At 50.4% G+C, this 20,252-nt stretch carries 18 protein-coding genes; 7 read left to right on the top strand and 11 right to left on the bottom strand.

All coding sequences use genetic code 11. The features are described 5' to 3' along the window. The first annotated feature begins 11 nt into the window (after positions 1-11). On the top strand, positions 12-548 hold the full coding sequence (locus AAC007_RS12375; RefSeq protein WP_339677239.1) for a MarR family transcriptional regulator: 537 nt from the start codon (positions 12-14) through the stop codon (positions 546-548). Here AAC007_RS12375 and AAC007_RS12370 read toward each other — a convergent pair. From AAC007_RS12370 to AAC007_RS12355, 4 genes are all read right to left on the bottom strand, one after another. Beyond that, positions 531-2,174, bottom strand: coding sequence for a ShlB/FhaC/HecB family hemolysin secretion/activation protein (locus tag AAC007_RS12370; protein WP_339677237.1), 1,644 nt, complete (start codon positions 2,172-2,174; stop codon positions 531-533). The two genes, AAC007_RS12375 and AAC007_RS12370, sit on opposite strands and share 18 nt — an antisense overlap. Before the next feature lie 59 nt (positions 2,175-2,233). Continuing rightward, a complete protein-coding gene (locus AAC007_RS12365; protein ID WP_339677236.1) occupies positions 2,234-3,118 on the bottom strand; it encodes an OmpA family protein in 885 nt (294 codons plus the stop codon). Positions 3,119-3,331: 213 nt separating this feature from the next. After that, a complete protein-coding gene (locus tag AAC007_RS12360) occupies positions 3,332-4,144 on the bottom strand; it encodes a DUF4126 domain-containing protein (RefSeq protein WP_296435150.1) in 813 nt (270 codons plus the stop codon). 4 nt (positions 4,145-4,148) lie between these two features. After that, positions 4,149-4,529, bottom strand: coding sequence for a DUF4345 family protein (locus tag AAC007_RS12355; protein ID WP_219042921.1), 381 nt, complete (start codon positions 4,527-4,529; stop codon positions 4,149-4,151). Positions 4,530-4,662: 133 nt separating this feature from the next. On the opposite strand from AAC007_RS12355, the gene AAC007_RS12350 reads away from it, so the two are divergent. Next, positions 4,663-5,448, top strand: a complete 786-nt coding sequence (locus AAC007_RS12350) for a DUF2889 domain-containing protein (RefSeq protein ID WP_339677233.1) — start codon at positions 4,663-4,665, stop codon at positions 5,446-5,448. A gap of 194 nt (positions 5,449-5,642) precedes the next feature. Here AAC007_RS12350 and AAC007_RS12345 read toward each other — a convergent pair whose 3' ends face one another. After that, entirely contained in the window at positions 5,643-6,350 is a 708-nt protein-coding gene (locus AAC007_RS12345; RefSeq protein ID WP_339677231.1) for an SIMPL domain-containing protein, read from the bottom strand. 101 nt (positions 6,351-6,451) lie between these two features. Here AAC007_RS12345 and AAC007_RS12340 point away from each other — a divergent pair, with 101 nt between their 5' ends. The 4 genes from AAC007_RS12340 to AAC007_RS12325 all read left to right on the top strand — a co-directional run bounded on the left by AAC007_RS12340 (position 6,452) and on the right by AAC007_RS12325 (position 10,535). Further along, positions 6,452-7,900 carry a coniferyl aldehyde dehydrogenase gene (locus tag AAC007_RS12340; RefSeq protein WP_339677229.1) on the top strand — a complete coding sequence of 483 codons (1,449 nt, stop codon included), beginning with the start codon at positions 6,452-6,454 and terminating at the stop codon, positions 7,898-7,900. Between the two features lie 141 nt (positions 7,901-8,041). After that, positions 8,042-8,494, top strand: coding sequence for an ATP-dependent zinc protease (locus tag AAC007_RS12335; protein ID WP_295875390.1), 453 nt, complete (start codon positions 8,042-8,044; stop codon positions 8,492-8,494). Positions 8,495-8,554: 60 nt separating this feature from the next. Beyond that, a complete protein-coding gene (gene rimK / locus AAC007_RS12330; RefSeq protein WP_219042926.1) occupies positions 8,555-9,460 on the top strand; it encodes a 30S ribosomal protein S6--L-glutamate ligase in 906 nt (301 codons plus the stop codon). Between the two features lie 10 nt (positions 9,461-9,470). Then, a complete protein-coding gene (locus AAC007_RS12325) occupies positions 9,471-10,535 on the top strand; it encodes a succinylglutamate desuccinylase/aspartoacylase family protein (protein ID WP_296435140.1) in 1,065 nt (354 codons plus the stop codon). 69 nt (positions 10,536-10,604) lie between these two features. On the opposite strand, the gene AAC007_RS12320 is transcribed toward AAC007_RS12325, so the two are convergent. Together AAC007_RS12320 and AAC007_RS12315 are read right to left on the bottom strand one after the other, a co-directional pair. After that, the gene (locus AAC007_RS12320) at positions 10,605-11,279 is read right to left on the bottom strand and encodes a hypothetical protein (RefSeq protein ID WP_295875383.1); all 675 of its coding nucleotides are present in this window, start codon (positions 11,277-11,279) and stop codon (positions 10,605-10,607) included. Between the two features lie 57 nt (positions 11,280-11,336). After that, on the bottom strand, positions 11,337-12,959 hold the full coding sequence (locus AAC007_RS12315; protein ID WP_339677225.1) for a thrombospondin type 3 repeat-containing protein: 1,623 nt from the start codon (positions 12,957-12,959) through the stop codon (positions 11,337-11,339). 278 nt (positions 12,960-13,237) lie between these two features. On the opposite strand from AAC007_RS12315, the gene AAC007_RS12310 reads away from it, so the two are divergent. Further along, entirely contained in the window at positions 13,238-14,356 is a 1,119-nt protein-coding gene (locus AAC007_RS12310) for a helix-turn-helix transcriptional regulator (RefSeq protein ID WP_339677224.1), read from the top strand. Positions 14,357-14,461: 105 nt separating this feature from the next. Here AAC007_RS12310 and AAC007_RS12305 read toward each other — a convergent pair whose 3' ends face one another. The 4 genes from AAC007_RS12305 to AAC007_RS12290 form a co-directional block, all read right to left on the bottom strand. After that, entirely contained in the window at positions 14,462-16,774 is a 2,313-nt protein-coding gene (locus AAC007_RS12305) for a DUF6351 family protein (protein ID WP_339677223.1), read from the bottom strand. 226 nt (positions 16,775-17,000) lie between these two features. Further along, a complete protein-coding gene (locus AAC007_RS12300) occupies positions 17,001-17,480 on the bottom strand; it encodes a hypothetical protein (RefSeq protein WP_339677222.1) in 480 nt (159 codons plus the stop codon). Positions 17,481-17,709: 229 nt separating this feature from the next. Beyond that, entirely contained in the window at positions 17,710-19,683 is a 1,974-nt protein-coding gene (locus AAC007_RS12295) for a DUF2075 domain-containing protein (RefSeq protein WP_296433744.1), read from the bottom strand. 4 nt (positions 19,684-19,687) lie between these two features. Next, positions 19,688-20,101 carry a (deoxy)nucleoside triphosphate pyrophosphohydrolase gene (locus tag AAC007_RS12290; RefSeq protein WP_295875364.1) on the bottom strand — a complete coding sequence of 138 codons (414 nt, stop codon included), beginning with the start codon at positions 20,099-20,101 and terminating at the stop codon, positions 19,688-19,690. Between the last annotated feature and the right edge of the window lie 151 nt (positions 20,102-20,252).

The raw sequence follows: 20,252 nt of genomic DNA, 5'->3' as shown, positions 1-20,252 counted from the left end.
CGGGATTATCCATGGATGACAAACGTATCACCGTCGACGAACTTCATCGCCAGCAAGAAGCAAATTGGCCGGAGATGTATGCGGCTGCAAAACCCGCTGTGCTAAGAATACTCCGCGCCAGCGACGTATTTACGAATCAAACGACACTCAAGCTTAAAAACCACACACTGTCGCGAGCAGAATTCGATGCCCTCGCAACGCTTCGCCGCCAAGCTGCCCCGCACCGCATAACACCCACAGAGTTGTGCAAAGCGCTGCTCATCAGCTCCGGCGGCTTAACCAAACTGCTGTATCGACTGGAATCTGCAGAATTAATCAAACGTCCCGCAAGCCCAGAAGATGGCCGCAGCTTGCTAGTACAGCTCAGTCCAAAAGGAAAAAAACTCATTGAAGGCTTGGTCGCAACGATTGGCCAACTGCACACGGATCGACTGCGTAATTTAACCGCCACGGAACAGGCCCAGCTGGATCATCTATTACGCAAAATGCTTCAAGTCAACGAGGGAGAGGCGCTTACACGAGAAGACCACCTAGAAGGTCCAACGTAAGCGCCAAAAAAAGTCTGCTTCTAAGGTATCAAGGCGCGCTTGATCGACCACGTCATCCATTAACGGCGCCGCCGCAACTAACTCCGTCTCAAAACCATAAGCAAGTTCGAGGCTCATACGAACACCAGCATCGGCCACAATCTGATCTGAACCAAGCTCGCCGGACACATTATTAAAACTTGTCGCGCCGTATTCAACGAAAATTGACGCCTCCATCGGCATGCCCCAAACACGCTGCTTGGCATTAATGGCGGCATGTAAAAAATAACCGTTGTCGCCAATCAACACACCCGGTAGATAGGCACTTAAACTATTCATCCCCCCCAGCACATATTGTTGCTGCTGAGGCAATTGGGTGTTGTCGGTAAACTGCCCATCTAAGTTCAATGCCAACTCATACTGTGGGGCTAAGGCAAATTTATAACCCAATTTGGGCCGCAACATTAAAAAGTCCGCCGAGCGCTGACCTATGCCAACACCGTCGCTGCGATCGCTCTCTAAACTACCACCATCGCCAAATCCGCCGCGCACAGAAAGTTGAGCTTTAAAATACGACGGCGACTGACCCAAAGCGCCGCGCACCGAATACTTCGCACCAAGCTCCAGAGTTTGATACGACTCGTCTAACAAGGGCTGTGACTGCAAGTCAGATTGAATTTCCGAATTAACATACTCGATGCGCTCAAAGACCGACCAGCGCCGCACCGGATTACTGTATAGCACCTGCTCACCTGAAAGCGCCGCAATATCTATTCTGGCATCGAGATCCACCACCGTAGAGCCGCCGCCCGGTGTGCAGCTAATCAAGGGCGGCAAACACAAGCCGAGAAGACCACCCGTTGTCGCACCGCCGCCAACCACGGGCTGCCGCTCATACTCAATACGAGTCAGATCCAGACCATACAAACCAAAGGTAAACGGATGCTCGATACTGATATCCAGCTGCTGATAACCGTCACCGTCGCCGGCTTCACCAAACTCTTCAAAGATAGTTTTGTAGGCGACACTTGCCTCGGTTCCGCTCGTAAAACGATGACGGACGCCAGCCAAGCCAAAGTAGCGCCCGAGGAAACGGCTACCCTTATTATTTGCTTCCAGCACCACGTCAGTCGCGTCGTGATTTTCGACAGGCACTTCGCGAAAATCGAGAATCACCTGATTATCATAGTGCTGCTCGTAGGCAATGCTATACGCCAAGCCAGCGCGTTGCGCGTGCAAATCTGCCAAGACCCGCGCGCGATCAAATTCCGCCAAGCTTAAATCGGGATCGCCAACCAGCCCATCAAAATGCGCGGTAATGGCGGGATTACCACGAAAGCCTTTGACAGCTGCTTGATTCACTAGAATCGTCACGGTGTCGTCTACGCGAAAGTAACTCACGCTCACCAACAAATAGCCGGCATTGTAATAGCGCCGTGTTAAAGCCGTAATCGCGGCGGAGGGTGTTTCTGCCGCAGATAATATTGCGGTGATTTGCGCAGGGGACAAATACTGATTACCCACAACGCGCAGAGTGATACCCGCCACTACCGCAGTAATCGCCTCGGCATTTGCTTGCGCTGCGGATTCAATCTGAACATGGGTCGCCAACTGTGGTGGCATCACGGGTGGCAGATCAATTGCCATTCACATTCTCCTAAACTCATTCGGCTGCGGTGAGGCCGCAAGACCCCACCAGTGTTTTGCTACTGCGCGCTTTTTACTATTTTGAGCTCCACGCGACGATTCAAGGCCCGCCCCTTGTCACTCGTATTGTCCGCTCGTGGCGACGACTCGCCGTAACCTTTAGTCTGCAAGCGCGCCTGTTGAATACCTTGACCAATCAAGTATTCACGCACTGTGGCTGCACGCGCCGCCGACAAGCGCAGATTGTATTCAGCATCACCGGCATTGTCGGTGTAACCACCCACTTCAATTAGCGTCGCGGAGGACTGCTTAATGACCTCTGCAACTTTACGGAGTATTTGCTGGGCAGGAATAGTGAGCTGATCACTGTCATTTGCAAAAAATACGCCCTCCAGCGCGACGCCACGAGGGCCGTCTAAATAGCAGCCATTGGCGAGAACCTTGATACCGACAGGTGTTTTTAAACACTGGTCATCCTGATCACATACCCCATCGCCGTCACCGTCGCTGCATTGATAAGTTTGGGTTTGTATTTGCCCCACATCAAACACCGGATCGAGGTTTACCAAGGGAATCAACGCCGGCTGATCAAAGGCGGGAGCAGGTGCAAACACACTGGATAAAATAGTACCAAGCGCGGCCGTCACCGGCGTATCCATACTCAGCAAATCACGGCTTTGCTCTGATGTTAAATTCAGTTCGGCACCCATCATATCTGCGCCGCTCATATCGACACCGAGCACGCCACTAACAGCACCATCAAGGCTTGTCACGGTATCGTCTAATTCAATACCCACTGCCGTGGTCACTGGCGTGACAATATCAAGAATGCCTGTTTGGGTGAGTAACTCTCGCAATACGCCAGCGTGAGTCGGTACGCAAACGCTCATTGCGGTCATCAGCACCACCAGGACATATATTCGACTTGTTCTTTGTTCCATCATGCAAACAGCTCAACCTTAAGCGCTGAATCAACGTGTGACCCAAAAATAGAATTCCGTGTTTTAGATTAAATCGTATTTAACACGATGAAGCATGGAGTTTATTCAAAATGCGGTGTCTTTTTAAAAAGAGGAAACGGCCTGACAGGGGATTTGTGACGCCATTCACACATCCCCGGCAGACTAGTACTCCTTCAACATGATATTGGAGGAGTACTAGGCTAGCTGATGCTCGGCTATCACAGAGGCTTTTGCTTGCTCGAACTCAGCATCGCTCAAGGCCCCAGACTTATGCATGACATCTAAACCCTGCAGGGCCTCGACCAATGACTGACTGGGCGACTCCGATTCCAGCGGTGCTGACGTAGAAGGAGATGCGGTTAATGCTACCGCCGGATCACCTGCTGCGTCGCGGGTTTCATCTGCCAGGCCAAGCCACTGACCAATTTTCCGAAAAATCCGCCCAATTCCACGCCATAACTTTGGTAGCAACCAAATTAATAACAACAGGAAGGCAACAAAACCTATCAAGAATAGCACCGGATGATTCAGCGCAACCCACAAGCCACCGAAAACAGCGACGTCCTCAGAAATAGACGCAACCCAATTACTCACCGGTTCCGGTGAGGTATTTATTAAAACCCGCGTACTGGCCTTGGCGGCATGGGTTACCGACGTAACCGAGCCGCCCACTATACCGGCTGCAAGCTGTAGGGCAGGACTGACATCGCCGACGGTATTCGCCGCCAGCAAAGCACCGGCGGGAATTCTGATAAAGGTGTGCAAGGCGTCCCAACCGGTATCCAAACCGGGTACTTTATCCGCAAAAAATTCGACTGCGTACATCAAGCCCGCCGCCAACATAACCGCCGGATCCTGCACAATCTGCAGGCTTTCGGGTAAATCGATATTGCCGGTAGAGCCCCCAAACCCCAATACCAGAATGGCAGCATAAAGATTCAGACCACTGGCCCACGCCACCCCCATCGTCAGGGAAATAACGCCTATTAATTGTTGATATTCTTCCACTGCTTTATTCCTCGCTGCGCTTTAAACCACGCGCCAATAGCCAGCAAATTACCACCGTACTTAACTCAAATGCGAGCGCTGACGCCGTGTATACAGACATAGTGCCAGCAAGCGCGACGCCAACCAAGCGACCACCCGCAATGCCACCAGCAACCACACCATTCAAGAATAAAACATGACAGCGCCAACGCGGACGCAACAGGGCCAGGAGCACCGCGCCACCAATGGCCAGCTCCATACCGCCATACATTGCCCGCAGCTCAGCTTCGCCGGTTGGCGTCAAGGCCGCCACCCCCGCGTAGGATTCCAAGGCGCTGGGGTCGTAAATTAGCCATGCACCAATGCCAAACCAACTCAACATTAAATACACTAAAAATATCGCCATTCACTCCACCACCTTATTGTTATGTCGTCCGCCATTTCCGGCCATGACCGAAAGCGTCACTGAAATAGACCGCTAAGGTCACTTTCTTTAGCCGCCAAGTCGATAATATCGTAGCCTATTGTGGAGGATACGTATGCACGCGGCGCCAGACTACCCAGAAAACCCGAATTACGGCCTTGGCCGTTATAGACGCCGCATACGCCTAACATCTATTGGCAACAGCGTTCACGGCGAGCTCGAAGACAGCAATCACGCATTTCGCTGCGAAATTAGCCACGATGGCGAGCGCGTCACTGACATTCAAAGCGAGGTCCTCAGAATACCCTTTAACACCTGCCCCGGCGCGTCGGAGCCCATCCGCAAACTCATTGGTCTCAGCCTGTGCGACGATATCCAAGAACTTATTCCACACACCGACACCAGCGGCAATTGCACCCACTTACTTGATTTAGCGCTACTGGCAATTCGCCACGCCCGCAGACAAGAAAGCGAGCGCGTGTATGATATTTGTATCGAGGATCAACAGGGCGAGCAAACTGCGCAGGCGGAAATACGCGCCAATGGCGAGCTCCTCCACAGCTGGCAGACCCGCAACTGGGAAATTACAGAGCCCGCGCCATTGACGGGAAAAGTCTTATACAAAGGGTTTAGTCAGTGGGCCAGCGCCACATTCAGTGGCGACATCAAAGAAGCCGCATTTGCCCTGCAAAAGGGGTATTTTGTATCGAGTGCGCGCCGTTACAATATCAACGCTCAAGCCGGATTGCCCGCCGCCGAACACATGGATGTCATGTTGGGCGCATGCTATAGCTACAGTTCGCCACAAATTGAAGTAGCACTGCGCACCGCCAATAGCTCCCGCGACTTCAGTGACACACCCGAGCAATTACTTATGTTTCTCGACCCCACCGTAACGTGAGTATTTTTATGCCGATTCATAAGCATAATTACGAATATTGTTCCAGCTCTGTTGCCACTATTCTGGGACCATTGTTAAGGCACACAGCCCCATCCAACGGTCTCCATAGTAGCACCCCCGCTTGGCACCCAAATTTTGGGTGCTTTTTTTATGCCTGGGGATTTGCCAATCACAGCGCAACCCCCAGCATTGGCTCACTTCAGCAAAAACACCACATTCAAGGTTGCGCTCACAGTCTCTTTACCGAGCAACATTGGCGCGGCGCTCATCTTGGCGTCCATCATCACCATTCGTTCCTGACGAATAGGCCCCTCTGTGCCTTCGTCAATGTGGTAAACACCCGCCACTCTGCGCCCAAAACCGGCTGCCAAGGTGGCCGCCTTCGCATTGGCATCAGCCATCGCCGCTTGAACAGCTTGGGCCATCAGCGCATCGCGATTGGACAGGTCAAAACTCACATTGCCCAACTCGGTAATGCCAGCCTGCACAAGACCGTCAAGTACCGCTCCGTAGCGACTCAAGTCGTTCAAGGTCAAATCGATACTGCGCTCAACCCGTTGCCCGCGAAGAATGCGCTTGCCGTCATCCCACTCGTAATCGGGATAAATTCGAATTTGCGACGCCTGAATATCAGTATCGGCGATGCCCTGCTCCCGCACGGCAGTCAACACCCTCGCGGTGCGCTGATCGACGCGATTTTTAGCATCAGCCGCGGTGTCGCGGGTTTCAGAAATTTGCAGCTGCAAGCGCGCAATATCTGGCAGCGCCTCAACCTCGCCGCGCGCCGACACCACCACATGCGGATCATCAGGCAAAGTGGCGGCCGCGGCAAACATAGGCAGCAAAGCACACAAGACAATCACCAATTTACGATTCAAGATAAGACCAATCCGATTTTTCATCTACAAATTCCTTATTTATCTACTAAGGCTCGCTTGACGACAAGCAAGCCACAAACGCGTCACTACCATAACCATAAAACGACTACGACAGGGAGAATACTATGAGCAATCTCGGCGACAACTCAGTTATTTCAGCTATGCGCAGCACGCTCGACAGCCAGCGACAGCTTTGTACCAGCGGCGGCGCTGTCAGTGCAGAGGTTCGCATTGACCGCCTGTCCCGCGCCATAGATCTGGTTTTTGACAATCGCGAGGCAATTGTCGAAACACTGGCATTAGATTTTGGCCATCGCAGCAGCCATCAATCACTGATGTCAGACATCTATGCCACCATTGAGTGCCTTAAACACAACAAGAAACATCTTAAAAAATGGATGAAAACCGAGAAACGCAAAGCCCCATTTCCCATGAATTTAATGGGTGGCAAAGCAAAAGTTGAATACCAGCCAAAAGGCGTCATCGGCATTATTGGCACGTGGAACTTCCCGCTAAACACGGTGTTCGCGCCCTTAGGCGGAATACTTGCCGCGGGCAATCGCGCCATGATCAAATGTTCCGAGGTAACCCCACAAACTGGCGCGCTGCTAGAAACCCTCGCAGCAAAATACTTCTCAACTGACGAGGTCGCGGTATTCAATGGCGGCCCAGACGTCGGCGCGAGCTTCGCCGCGCTGCCCTTCGATCATATAATTTTCACTGGCGCGACCAGTATTGCTCGCCACATTCTGCGCGCCGCAGCCGACAATCTAACGCCCGTGACGCTAGAGTTAGGCGGCAAGTCCCCCGTTATTATTAGCGACAGCTACCCTCTGCAAGAAGCGGTTGAGCGGATATTCAACGGCAAAATCCTCAATGTCGGCCAAGTCTGCTTATCGCCAGACTATGTGTTTGTACCGCAAGCGCAACTGGAAGAGTTCTGTAACACCGCGACTAGCTATATATGCAATCTGTTCCCAACCCTGCGCGAAAACCCCGACTACAGCTCAGTGGTGAATGAGCGTCACTACCAGCGCTTAATGAGCTACGTGGAAGACGCCCGCCAAAAAGGCGCTGATATTCGCGAAATCAACCCGGCCAACGAAGATTTCTCGCAGCAAAAAGGCACGCACAAAATTCCACTCACACTCATCATCAACCCCAGCGACGATATGCTAGTGATGCAGGAAGAATTGTTCGGCCCCGTGATCTGCGTAAAAACCTACTCCTCGGTGGACGGTTGCATAAACTACGTAAACGCCCGCCCACGGCCGCTGGCGCTCTACTATTTTGGTAAAAACAAAGATGAGCAGCGGCATATTTTGGACTCAACTGTCTCGGGTGCCGTTACCATTAATGACGTGATCTTCCACGTGAGTTGCGAAGACCTGCCCTTCGGCGGCATTGGTCCCAGCGGCATGGGCAGCTACCACGGTCAAGACGGTTTCAAAACCTTTAGTCACGCCAAAGCCATTTACAAGCAAAGCAATGTGAACTTCCAAAAACTCGGAGGCATGCTGCCGCCCTACGGCGATAAATGTGATAAAACGCTCAGTGCAATGATAAGAAAATAAGTCCCGCCTACGCTTGTGCAGTGACGGTGGCAGCCACGCCACCATCGCGGCACTAGTTAAAAAAACCTCGCTAAAGCTATTACCTGACAATCTAAGCCGCTATGCTGGCCACCTCAATGTCTGACTTCAAAGAGGCCGCGTTTGGCACAGACAACTCTAGGATGGCGCGAATGGATCAGGCTACCTGATCTAGGCATAGATGGTATCAAGGCAAAAATTGATACCGGCGCACGCAGCTCCTCACTCAATGCCGTAGACATTCACCCAGTCGATGTCGATGGCGAACAGTGGGTTGAGTTCAAGGTATATCCAGTACAGCACCAAACCGACCGCGCAGTACCGTGCCGAGCACGGGTAAAAGACTATCGTCAGGTCACCGATTCTGGCGGTCACCGCAGTATGCGCTATGTTATAGAGACCACCATCACCATCGGCAGTGAACAATTTACCGCAGAGATGACACTGGCAGACCGTTCACAAATGATGTTCCGCATGTTGTTGGGGCGCACCGCCATGAAAAATCGCTACACCGTAGACCCTGGCCGATCTTACTGCGCGAGCCAGAAACCCCCGAAAGCAACGGGAACTATTTAGGGCTCAGGCGAATCTCAGCACACCGCCTCTACACCCGCACAACCAAGAGATACTGTCACCATGAAAATTGCAATACTGTCACGCAACAGACGCCTTTACTCTACTCGTCGCCTGGTTGAGGCCTGCACCGAGCGCGGCCACGAAGTGCGGGTACTAGATACCCTTAAATGCTATATGGAACTCAGCTCCCATGAGCCCGTTGTGTGGTATAAGGGCGAAAAATTAGAAGATTTTGACGCAATCATTCCGCGTATCGGCGCGTCGATTACGCCCTATGGCTTGGCCGTTATTCGCCAATTTGAAATGCTCGGCACCTATAGCCTGACCGAATCTGTCGCGCTGGGTCGCTCACGGGACAAACTGCGCGCCCTGCAATTACTGTCACGCAAAAACGTCGGCATGCCCATCTCCAGCTTTGCCCACGACGTTCACAACACCAAAGAGCTCATCAAGCTGGTTGGCGGCGCACCGGTGGTGGTCAAACTGCTAGAAGGCACACAGGGGCGTGGCGTTGTGCTGGCAGAAACCGCAAAGGCGGCAGAGAGCGTTATCGACGCCTTCCGCGAGTTAAAAGCCGACTTCCTAGTTCAAGAATTCATTAAAGAAGCAGGCGGAGCCGATGTGCGCTGCCTGGTTATTGGCAAAAAAGTAGTCGCAGCCATGCAACGCACCGCCGCCAGTGGCGAATTCCGCTCGAACCTACACCGTGGCGGCACCGCTGAACTTACACGCCTCACACCTGCCGAACGGGCAACCGCGGTAAAAGCCGCGCAAATTATGGGCCTCAACGTTGCCGGCGTAGATATTTTGCGCTCATCACGGGGGCCGCTGGTAATGGAAGTCAATTCCTCCCCTGGTCTAGAGGGCATTGAAACCGCCAGCAAGAAAAATGTTGCCGCAGAAATCGTAAAATTTATTGAAGAAAATGCCGGCCCGAATAAAAATAAAACCCGTGGAACTGGCTGAAAATACCTTCATGAAAAAACTGACCATCGCGGGTGTCGACATTATTGCCGGCAGCCGCCAACAGATCGCACTTCCCGTCGCTAATTTATACACTCACACCGAATTGTCCATGACGGTCAAATCGGTGAGGGGGCGTCGCGACGGCCCAACCCTGTTTGTTAGCGCCGCCATTCACGGCGACGAAATTAACGGGGTAGAAATTGTTCGGCGGCTCCTGCAGCACAAAGCGTTGCGCTCAATACGCGGAACCTTACTCGCCATCCCCATCGTGAATGTGCACGGCTTTTTAAATAATAGCCGCTATCTGCCAGATGGCCGCGACCTCAACCGCTCGTTTCCCGGCTCACCAAAAAGTTCGCTTGCAGGGCGCATGGCCCACACTTTTCTCAATGAAGTGGTATTGCAATGCACCCACGGCATCGATTTGCACACCGGCGCGCGGCACCGCAGCAACCTGCCGCAAATTCGCGCCGACATAAAAGATAAGTCCACCCTCGCCATGGCCGAGAATTTTGGTGCACCGGTTATATTGCACTCCGCAACACGGGACGGATCGCTGCGAGAAATCGCCAGCGAAAACAATATTCAAGTCTTACTATACGAAGCGGGCGAAGCGCTGCGTTTTGACGAAGTGGCGATTCGCGCCGGGGTTAGCGGTATCCTCAGTGTCATGCGCCATATTGGCATGCTGCCGCCATCGCGCAGCAAAAAGCCCAAGCGCAGCAGCATGATTACCGGCCAATCTGCGTGGCTGCGCGCCACCAGCAGCGGCGTATTACGCGCATTGGTACCGCTAGGCGCATTTGTCAGCAAGGGCGATGTCCTAGCGATGATATCCGACCCACTCGGCGACTATAGCTCTGACGTAAAGATACTCGCCAGCGACGACGGCATCGTGATTGGTCGAACCTTTTTACCGCTGGTGTATGAGGGAGACGCCTTGTTCCATATCGCAAAATACAAAGCCAATGTAGAAGAGGCGCTGGAACAGGTTAATGCGTTCAGAGAAGCTTTCGAGCCAGAAACTTACCTATCGGGAGATGAGTACGACGACCATCCGCCCATTGCAGGCTAGATGTTTAATGCTACAAACAAAACCCACTACCAAGCACAAGCTGCACTTGGTAGTGGCGACAAGCAAGATTTACTCGGTACGAATCCCAACCAATAATTCCATAAAGGAAAATTCGCCAGGAGAACCATCATTAAAGGTAGTATCACCGGCCTCAAATGATCTGGTTAATAGCACCGAACCATCACCACTTACTATAAAGTCGACTGTGAACGTGTCGCCATCGTCTGGAAACGTCACACTTACCGTACTGCCAGTTTGCACGTAGGTAATCTGCTCGGACTCGCTTTCTGAATCAGAAAAATCGGTGAAGCGATTGAATGGCGTATTTGCCTCATAGGTTTTATCAGCGCCAGCGTCCACAACAAATGTGCCGCTAGAGCTTTCGCTAGAAAAGCTAAGCGTAGCGGCAAGACTGCCGTTACTGATATTGGCAAAATCGTTAGGACCGTCTTGTTGATATCCATTTTGAGCACTGCTACCCACTGCCACTTCGCTATTAATACTGCGAATTTGGTACGTGCCGCCAGCAACGGAATTATTGGGTTCCGCGAGCTCTAAATTGCTGATTCGCTCAGCGTTATCGTTAATCGCGGCAATAAGCGCGCCGAAGGTGCTGTTGACTTCCGCCGCCTTTGCCGGAGTACCGGCGCTAAACGTAGTGACCGAAGAGGCATCCACTTCGCCGGCAAATAAGCTCGGTGTAGCAAAACCCAGTACCGCTGCAAAAATAATCTGCTTTTTCATTTTTATATTCCCCTAAAACTGCTAACTAAAATCTGATTTTTTAAAATTAAGATGTTCTTACTGCCAATTGGCGTCATCCCAATTAAAGCTATCCCACACGGCTAAGGTCGGTTCTGGATCATCCTCATCACACACATCACCGATATCATCGCTATCGCTGTCGGCTTGATCCTCATTCGCAACCGCCGGGCAGTTGTCTACGTCATTGTCAACGCCGTCACCGTCTACATCGGTATCGCCGTTGTCACCAACACCGTCGCCATCCGAATCCACAGACTCGTCCTTATCCAGCGGAAAGGCATCGTCAACATCGGCAACGCCGTCATCGTCATCGTCGGGATCTGCATTGTTGCCAATGCCATCGAGATCGGTATCAGTGGTTTCCGACGGGTCTAGCGGGAAGGCATCATCAACATCGGCGGTATTGTCGCCATCGTCATCGGTATCCGCATTGTTGCCAATACCGTCACTGTCGGTATCAACGGTCTCAGTAGCATCATTTGGGAAGGCATCATCTGCGTTTGCGACCCCGTCACCATCGCGATCACCATCACACACATTACCTATGCCATCTTCGTCTAGGTCTTCTTGACCTGGATTACTGATGGATGGGCAATTGTCTGTGCTATCAGCAACACCATCACCATCGATATCCGAAGCTGTCTTTGCTGGCTCTGGGTCTGCGGAAACGCTGCCATTTGCAACATCAGCGCTATCTACGTCTTCACCAGTGGCGCCCTGCTCAGCGACCAGAACAGATTCAATATCCGCAATGGACGTTTCGGTGCCGGGAACCTTAAGCGTTGCCGGGTCAACCGTCACCAGCGCCACAACATCGGTAATGTCGGCAAACGCAGAAATTGGCTCCCCACCGGCCGAGCCATCAATCACGTCATCACCAAGGTCAGCCGCCAGCGCGGACAACAGTGAATCCGTAGTTTGCGTAGAGCTGGCATTGTTTGCGGTCGCGTTATCTTTCATCGTAATCAAGATGGCACTCAAAGCCTCTATCGCGGCGCGATAACGTATCGCTTTAAGCTTGGCATCAGTAGTCGTCGTTGCCGAGGTAAGTAACGCCGGGGTGGCATTAAGGTCTGTATCAAGCTCTAAACCAAAGCCCACCGTCGCCAGTACCTTTTGCGAAGCTAGAGCAAACGCGGCCGTCAGTTCATCTTCACTTACACTGCCGTCGTCATTCCCGCCGTATGCGGCCGAGTCGGCATTATCCACTGCCAGTTCGTAGGCTAACGAGGTCAGCGGCGAGGGATACACAGGAACATTGCTTTGCACATTACTACTGTTCAACACCGTGCGAAACACGGTGATCGCCGGAGCCAGATCCGTGCTTAAATCGCGGGTTTGCTCGTTAGCTCGAACTTCCAGAATAAAGACGCCACTGTAATCACTGGGCAGTCTTAGGCCAGTAATTGCAGCTTGCGCATTGGTCGTGCCGCTTGCCAGTAAACTCCCTGTCAAGCGGTCATCGCTGGCATCAAAACGAAAAGCCGATACATCTGCATTGACCATCGGGCCTTTAATCGGCGTCCCGCTAATGTCAGTGCCCCCGGCGCCGGCAGAACCGCCGCCCCCACCTCCACCGCCACAAGCCGCTAGCAACACAGATGACAATGTGATGCCAAGCAAACCCGTATTGGCTTGTCTTTTATGAAATCCCACCATAAATCTACCCTTGGTTTTGCGCGACGTAGCTGAATGCTGCCACACGCTTTATTTTTGTTATGACCTTGGATTCTCTATTTAACGTGCTAAGAAATCCGTCATATTCCTTCATTAGCGCGTCTAGCACCCACAGCATTAACAGCAGGGGCACTTAGAATTGCTCACAACTAAATCTAACGGTATAGTTTGCTCAGCGCCTCCCCTAGATTGGGGAGAACGACTTAAAAATGGCCGTAGGGAAGCGAGTCAAGAAAAAATAACAAGGCCATAAGTAATTAATGCAAAATAGTAAATTGTCCCGGCTAATTGGTGAGCTCTATCGACATGCTCACCAAGCTGATGGTTGGATGGCGTTTTTTGCCCAGTTAGAATCTGAAATACCATCCAGATCGACAACCCTGATGTTTGAGGAAATCGAAACTCACGCAACCGACATTGTTTTTTCTCGGCATTTGAGTGACGACGAATTGCAGCTCTACGGCGAGCACTTCATACATACCGATGTGTGGGCGGAGGCGATGACCGATCTTCCGCTATTACAATTCCACAGCAACGAGATATTGCCAGATCGCCAATTTTTATCTTCAGAATTTTACGCGGACTATACCAAGCCACTCGACATACGGTATGCCTGCGGCGCGTATATTGAAGACCCCAAGATTGGCCAGGCTTTTCGCGTCACCATTCAGCGCGGCCACCAGCACAAGCCATTTAGCAAGGAAGAACTCCAAACACTAAATCTGTTTATTCCCCACCTGCAAAATGCACTGGCCATTTATAAGCGCAATATTGCGTTAGAGTCTCTACAAAGCGTTTTTGACGCTATCACCAGCATCACCGACAGCGCCGCCTACCTGCTCAGATCAGACTCCACCATCGTGTCGCAAAACGCATTGGCCGAAGAATTTCTTTGCCAAGACATCGCCTGCATTAACGAAGGCAAGCTGTCATTCCGGTCACATAAATTGCGCAATACTATCGAACGACTAATAAATAATAATAATGAATTTACGGAAAATAAAAGGCGCAATCGACGAAATTATGCGCGAACCGAGCACTACCAAATTAGCATAGAGCCACACTTACTTCCGAGCTTAACGCCCGGCACACAGGAACTCGGCTTTCTTCTGCAAATTAAAAGTATTAATACAAATATGAATATTGATTTGGCAGGACTCGAAATTTTATACGGACTTACCACAACCGAAGCCATGGTTACGCGCCACTTAAGCCGCGGCCTAGTGGTCAGAGAAATTTCAGACGCCATGACGGTAAAAGAGAGCACCATAAGATCACATTTTAAAGCTATCTATGCAAAGCTTGGCGTGCGCTCTCAATCTGAATTGCTCAGTAAAATTATGTCGTCGCTCGCCCGAACCAAAATGGATTTAATATAAATATTTAATCATTAATATCGAAGCTAAGTCCTAGCAAGAACCAGGACTTAACGGCACTGAATAAGTACTCATTCAGCTGGAAACTAGATAAAGGTTAATTCAAGGCTACTGCCAACCCGGCACCCAAGTTTTACTAAACGCAGGACTAGCCCAGCCCGCGGGAAAATCGGCCGGCGCCATTTGCTCACCACCAATAATCACATCACCCAGATCGTCTTGATACTTCAGCCAGGTAATCGTGCGCTGCCACTCCAAAGGTCGTTTCGACCAATCGCATACACCGGTCGCAAAGGTTTGTTCTAGCTTCTGCCAGTCCGCTTCTTGCCAGACCAAATTACCCAAACCGTAGTCGTCAGCGCGGCTAAAGGGTTTTAATTGGCACTGTACCTGGTCACCATACTTGTCGGCACCGGCCTGGGTGCGCGGCGTACCGAATACCAACATAAGCTCTTCAGGACACATTTGCCCCGGCACGCCGCTACACTGATCTTGCACACTCGCGGGTTTGTTGGTCACTATTTTCTGCGCCAGTGGTGCATCGCTGGTGTCCGCTTCTATCGCATCTAACCACGATGCCATGGCGACCAGCGATTGACTCATATACGTCAGATCACCAATCAACGGCGTTAGGCCGCCCCAGTGCACAAAGTTGTCGCGGTTGCCAAACTCTCGCTCTAAGCGCCAGCGCACCCAATAGCCGTGCACACTGTCGTGAGCGATGCCCGGATCAGGCCCCGTCATATTAATAATCGGCACCGTGTCCATATTCACTACGGTATTTAGAATCCCGGTGCGGTAGGCATTTGGCAGCGCCGGATAGTCAGGTTTTAAGCGTTCAGCGGTTACATTCAAACTCGGATCAAGTCCACCAATATTGGTATTGAGCATTAAAAACTGACTTGGGGTGATGATGCCTTGCTGCAAGGGAATGAGGCCGTATTGCACGCCTTCATTGCCCAACGGAAAACCAGAAAATGCGTAACCTAAGTCTTTTTCAATTTGCGACCAATGATCGCGCAGCTGATCCTCAGCGGGGAATTGTTCGCGCTGACCGATCATATTTTGCATAAAGGTCAGCACATCACAGCGCGCGCCGCCTGGATTAGTATCTTGATCGAAGCGCTCTTCATCGCTGATGCCGCCACAACTAGACGCAGGGTCGACCGCCTCAGCAAACAAGGCTGAGTCCGCAAGTGAGGCATTGACGATGCCATTTAGATGGCCATAAATTTCGTTCTGCTGCAGCACGGTGAACGGCGTGCCGTCACGCGCCAGCAGGGCCGGATCATTCATATTGGTTTTAAAGTAACGCAACAAAATATGATAATCCGCAAACTGGGTAGCGGTACTCATCACATCGGGATAGGTACAGGTCGTCAGCAAGCCTTGGTACAAACCGGGATAAGCATTGGCGATCATATTCTGGGTGATCGCCCCGCCTGAACAGCCGGTGCCCACGGTATATCGCAACTCACCGTACTGCTCGATAAAGCGCTCCTTCGCCATCATCAGCGATTCGGCCTGATAGCTAAGATTGCAGTTGTGACCCAGATTAAGCTGCGCAGTTGACAGCACCGACCACCCCGAACCCAGGGCCGTAATATAAGACTGATCGATAAGCGGGTTGCCCGGAATCGTACCGGCATAGTCGTCGGTACTCGGCGACTCGGTATCGTGGTCGCCTCGGCAATTACCGCCGTGGGTGACTAACAATCGTCCATTCCACTGCGACTGCGGCTGAACCGGTGTCCAATCTTCGCCCACCTTCTGCAGTGTAAAAATCGTGTACTGATCCCGCGCCTGATAACCAATCTCCTGCCGCACAATAAACGGCAGCGTTTCGCCGGTATCGGTCGTGGTCATCGCCACATCGTCTGGCGGGGTTTCCGGGTCATAGGGCAGCAAACCGCCATTTAGGGGATTGCTCGATTTATAAAGCCACTTGTATTCCACCGGCTGATTACAATCTTCATCAGCCGCCGTATCCTGGCACTCCCAAGGCTGAATATGCGGGCCTGTAAACACTGGGCCACCAGAAGGATGGTTCACCACGGTAAGGTCATTGCCGATATTGGTACTGAGGGTGTTGTCACCCACCGCCAAACCGTCAACCACGCCCACTAACCGCAGGGGGTTATCTGCCGTCGCCTGCAACACACTAGTCACATCACTGCCGTTGCGGGTCAACACGAGCTCTTCTACCGCAGCGGCATTTTCTAACACCACTTCAACTAGCACATCGCCCGCCGACACCATATCTGGCCGATTAGACAACACCCGCAGCTGCGCTGTGTCGTCTACCGAGTCACCAGGACCAGGATCAGGGTCTGGCGTACCCGAACTGCCACGACCAGAACCACTGCCGCCGCAGGCGGCCAACATCAGAGCGATCAATACCGTTATTATTTTTACATTCACTGCTAGAACCTCTGCTCGCGCTCGCGAACTGCCTTACGAAACAAAAACCACTACGACACTTTATAGGCAAAATGTGCAGTGTCAACTTACATAGTATTTAGAAAGTATAGACGTCGAAGGAAAAAACAGTCGGAATTAGCTGCGGAAATAAGAAAGTACTTATTGCTCAATAACTTGAATGAAGGTGGGAGTTGGCGCAGGAATATCAGAACAGACCCCGCGCTAACTAGCCAAGGACTTTCTTTGCTCGCAATGACGACCAGGCCACAAGCCACTCCTTGCGCCGATACGCCAAATACACCGCCACAGCCAAATCAAACGTCGCACAAAAAGCGCCATAGGCGAGCGGTACCTGCGTAGCTTGCCTACCGGCGAACACATTCACTCCGCTGTGCTGGTGAATCTCATGAAGAAGGTCCCACGCCCCATGCAATGCGTAGCCAGCGATAAGCAATATCGGCAGCCTTATACCGAGGCAACCCAAAACAGCAAAGACGACAACCGCAGTCGTTTCAAGGCGCCACGCCAACTCATCGCCGAAATAGGATGTAAACGCGAGATAGAATACAGCGATAACAATCAGAAATACGCCATACAACGTCGCCTCGAATCGAACAGGCACAAAACGGTGAGAAAGATACATCGAGCCGACTGCCGCCAAAATGCCAGCACTGGCATACAAGATCATAATGATTGCTAGCGCCATAATTTTCTCTTTATCTCGACAGTGAATCGAATTTTATTTTAGCCAAGGAAAGTGCAGATGCGGTCTTATTAAGCGATATTACTACAAGGAAACGTAATTCTGTATTAGGGAGCTCAGGATCAACAACTCACTTGACGACCTGGCATATAACAAGCCCAATGCTTAAGTTAGTGCCGTTCGAATCTGACCCCATTAATCCTAGATCATCGGTCTTTAACGACTTTTATACTCAGACTACCTCAAGCCCAACCTTTACCAAATACTCATAAGTGTCATCATAATAGCGCCTAGCCCGGGTTATATCCGTATCATTACCCTCAGGTACAACCACAATCATTCCTTGCCTAGCTCTAGTTAATAAAACGCGGTAAGCGTTCTTTTGGTACATCTGGCGCTCTTCTTTTTTAACCCGCTGCCATTTATTACCCCTAAACGACCAATTCTTCCATCCATTAGGTGTGTACCTAAAATCGGCATCCCAAACCAAGCAGGCCCAATCCAGCTCTAAACCCTGAACATGAAACTCTGTTGCCACATCTTCCAAATAATAAGACGAACGTACATGGTCTTTACCATCTAAAAACCAATTAACTGGATTAACAGGCGCTTTAACATGTACGCCTAGTGGTCGCAGTCTTTCAGCTTGAGAAGAAACAACGATGCCATAGCGTTCAGACCCCCTTGCTTTAGAACGCAACCATTCCCGACCGCGATCTAAATCACGAGTCAAGACTATAGGATACTTCTCAGACAGTTCTTTAAAAGTGTCTTGGGCCTGCGACATTTCTAGGTCTAATAACTGCTTTACGAAAAGCGATACCTTTTCACTGCGAAATGAACGCATCGACGCTTTTAAATGTAACTGAGGAATAAAGGTTGTGCCTTTGATAGCATTTAAATCACTAATAGTCGCTTGCCCACCATATTCACTATCAAATAATTGATCTGAAGCATAAATATTCCACTCAGGAAACGATTCCTTAACGGCTTGTGACCAACCATGTATTCCAGCTTCACCTTTATTAATCTCTTGGCCACCACCCACCAAACAAACCACAACAGCCCAGTCTTTATGTCTATCCATGCATGAGATTAAAAACTCAGGTTCAGATTGATTGAAATTTGACCGCCCCTTTTTCATCCTCATGAAGTCCACAGTCTGAACCTTATCCCAAGCACGTTGTGCTTCATCGAAAAGCGCAACATGCTCTACCGGTGCCGTTTCAAGGTTTGCCAAACCATCATCACGAAAATGATGAACGTTTTGGATAAAAGCTTTGACCTCACTTCGTGCGGCACCAACCTTTACTCTTTCGCCCTTTTCTTTAGCGCGTGCAACCTTATCACGAGCCAACGCTTCTTGAAGGATTGAAACCAGAGGGCCATTACCTGATAAAAACACACTATAAAGCTCATCATCTTTGTCGATATGCGTAGTAGCAATATTCAAACCGACCAAGGTTTTACCTGCGCCAGGTACCCCCGTGACAAAAACAATTGCTTTCTCATTATTCTCCCTTGCTGATTTAATAATGTTTGCAACTGATGCAGATGTACCTCTTAAGTTGATAGCACCCGCATCATTACGAGATATATCGACCACCGAATGCCCATTGTATAGCGCTAGCGTTGCCTCAATAATCGTAGGGGTTGGTTTATAACCACTACTCTCCCAACTAGCCATATCAAGAAAGTTAGCTGGAATTAATGCTAAAGCACAGAGAATAACCCGCTCCAATTCAGCGCCATTACAACAAATGGGGAAAAATAATTTGTCTTTCGGTTGCGCCATATCATCGCCAACTCTACCTTCAAATTCAGTAGAAACTAATATAGGTACAATATAGGCGTCATGGCTGCCTTCATGAAAATTTCGCAAATCGAGCGCATAATCCGTCACTTGATCAAGATCTGCCCCTAAAAATGAAGATGCTCCCACCTTAAACTCAACCACAAAGATCACACCATCGATAATTAATAAAACATCGATGCGCTTACCCATCCGCGGGATTGAATATTCAAAATAAACATGACCGGTGAAATCTTTCAGAATCGATTGCAACAATAAGATCTGTTCCACCCAAGCATCGCGTTGCGTGGCTAATAAGGCAAAGTGATGCTCAACTACCATCTTCCCCATAATATGATTGGGGTCATCAGCGCAGAACCTAGCAATAGTATTTTTGTAATAAGCTCGATTCATTCGCTTAATCTATCTCTGATAACATTTTAGTCATTAATTGATACTGTTCTACCAAGGGAATATCAGCTGGCGCCCACTGAACGCTATTCAACTCATCAAAAGATAGCCATCGCATTTCATCATGATCAATCAATGTAAAATCACCTGCCAAGTACTCAACCTGATAAGCCATTAAATGAACGACCTTAGTACCATAGTCATAAATATTTTCACCGACAAAAATTCCAACGCGGGTAGTGATATTAAGTTCTTCCCTTAGCTCGCGGGCCAGGCAGAGCTCAGGAGTTTCGCCTTCTTCTAATTTGCCACCAGGAAACTCCCAATAGCCGGCTAGATGCTTACCAAGCTTACGGCGAGCAGCAAATACTTTACTATCTTTGACTATAATAGCGGCGGTAACGTCGAGTTGTTTTTTCATAACGTAAGAATTTAGTATATTTAAATATCAGATAAAGTCCTTAAAATCACACTTTTATTTTTTCTATAATAATTCAATACATGACGTAAACCTTTCATAAATTCCGAATGAAATCATATCTCAAAGACGCCCCCCGAATTTTACGCAAGCC

It is taken from the genome of uncultured Zhongshania sp. (assembly GCF_963975605.1).
GTDB classification, from domain to species: Bacteria; Pseudomonadota; Gammaproteobacteria; order Pseudomonadales; family Spongiibacteraceae; genus Spongiibacter; species Spongiibacter aquimaris.
Note: the sequence above shows the minus strand (reverse complement) of the source record. Positions and strands in the feature narration are given on the sequence as shown.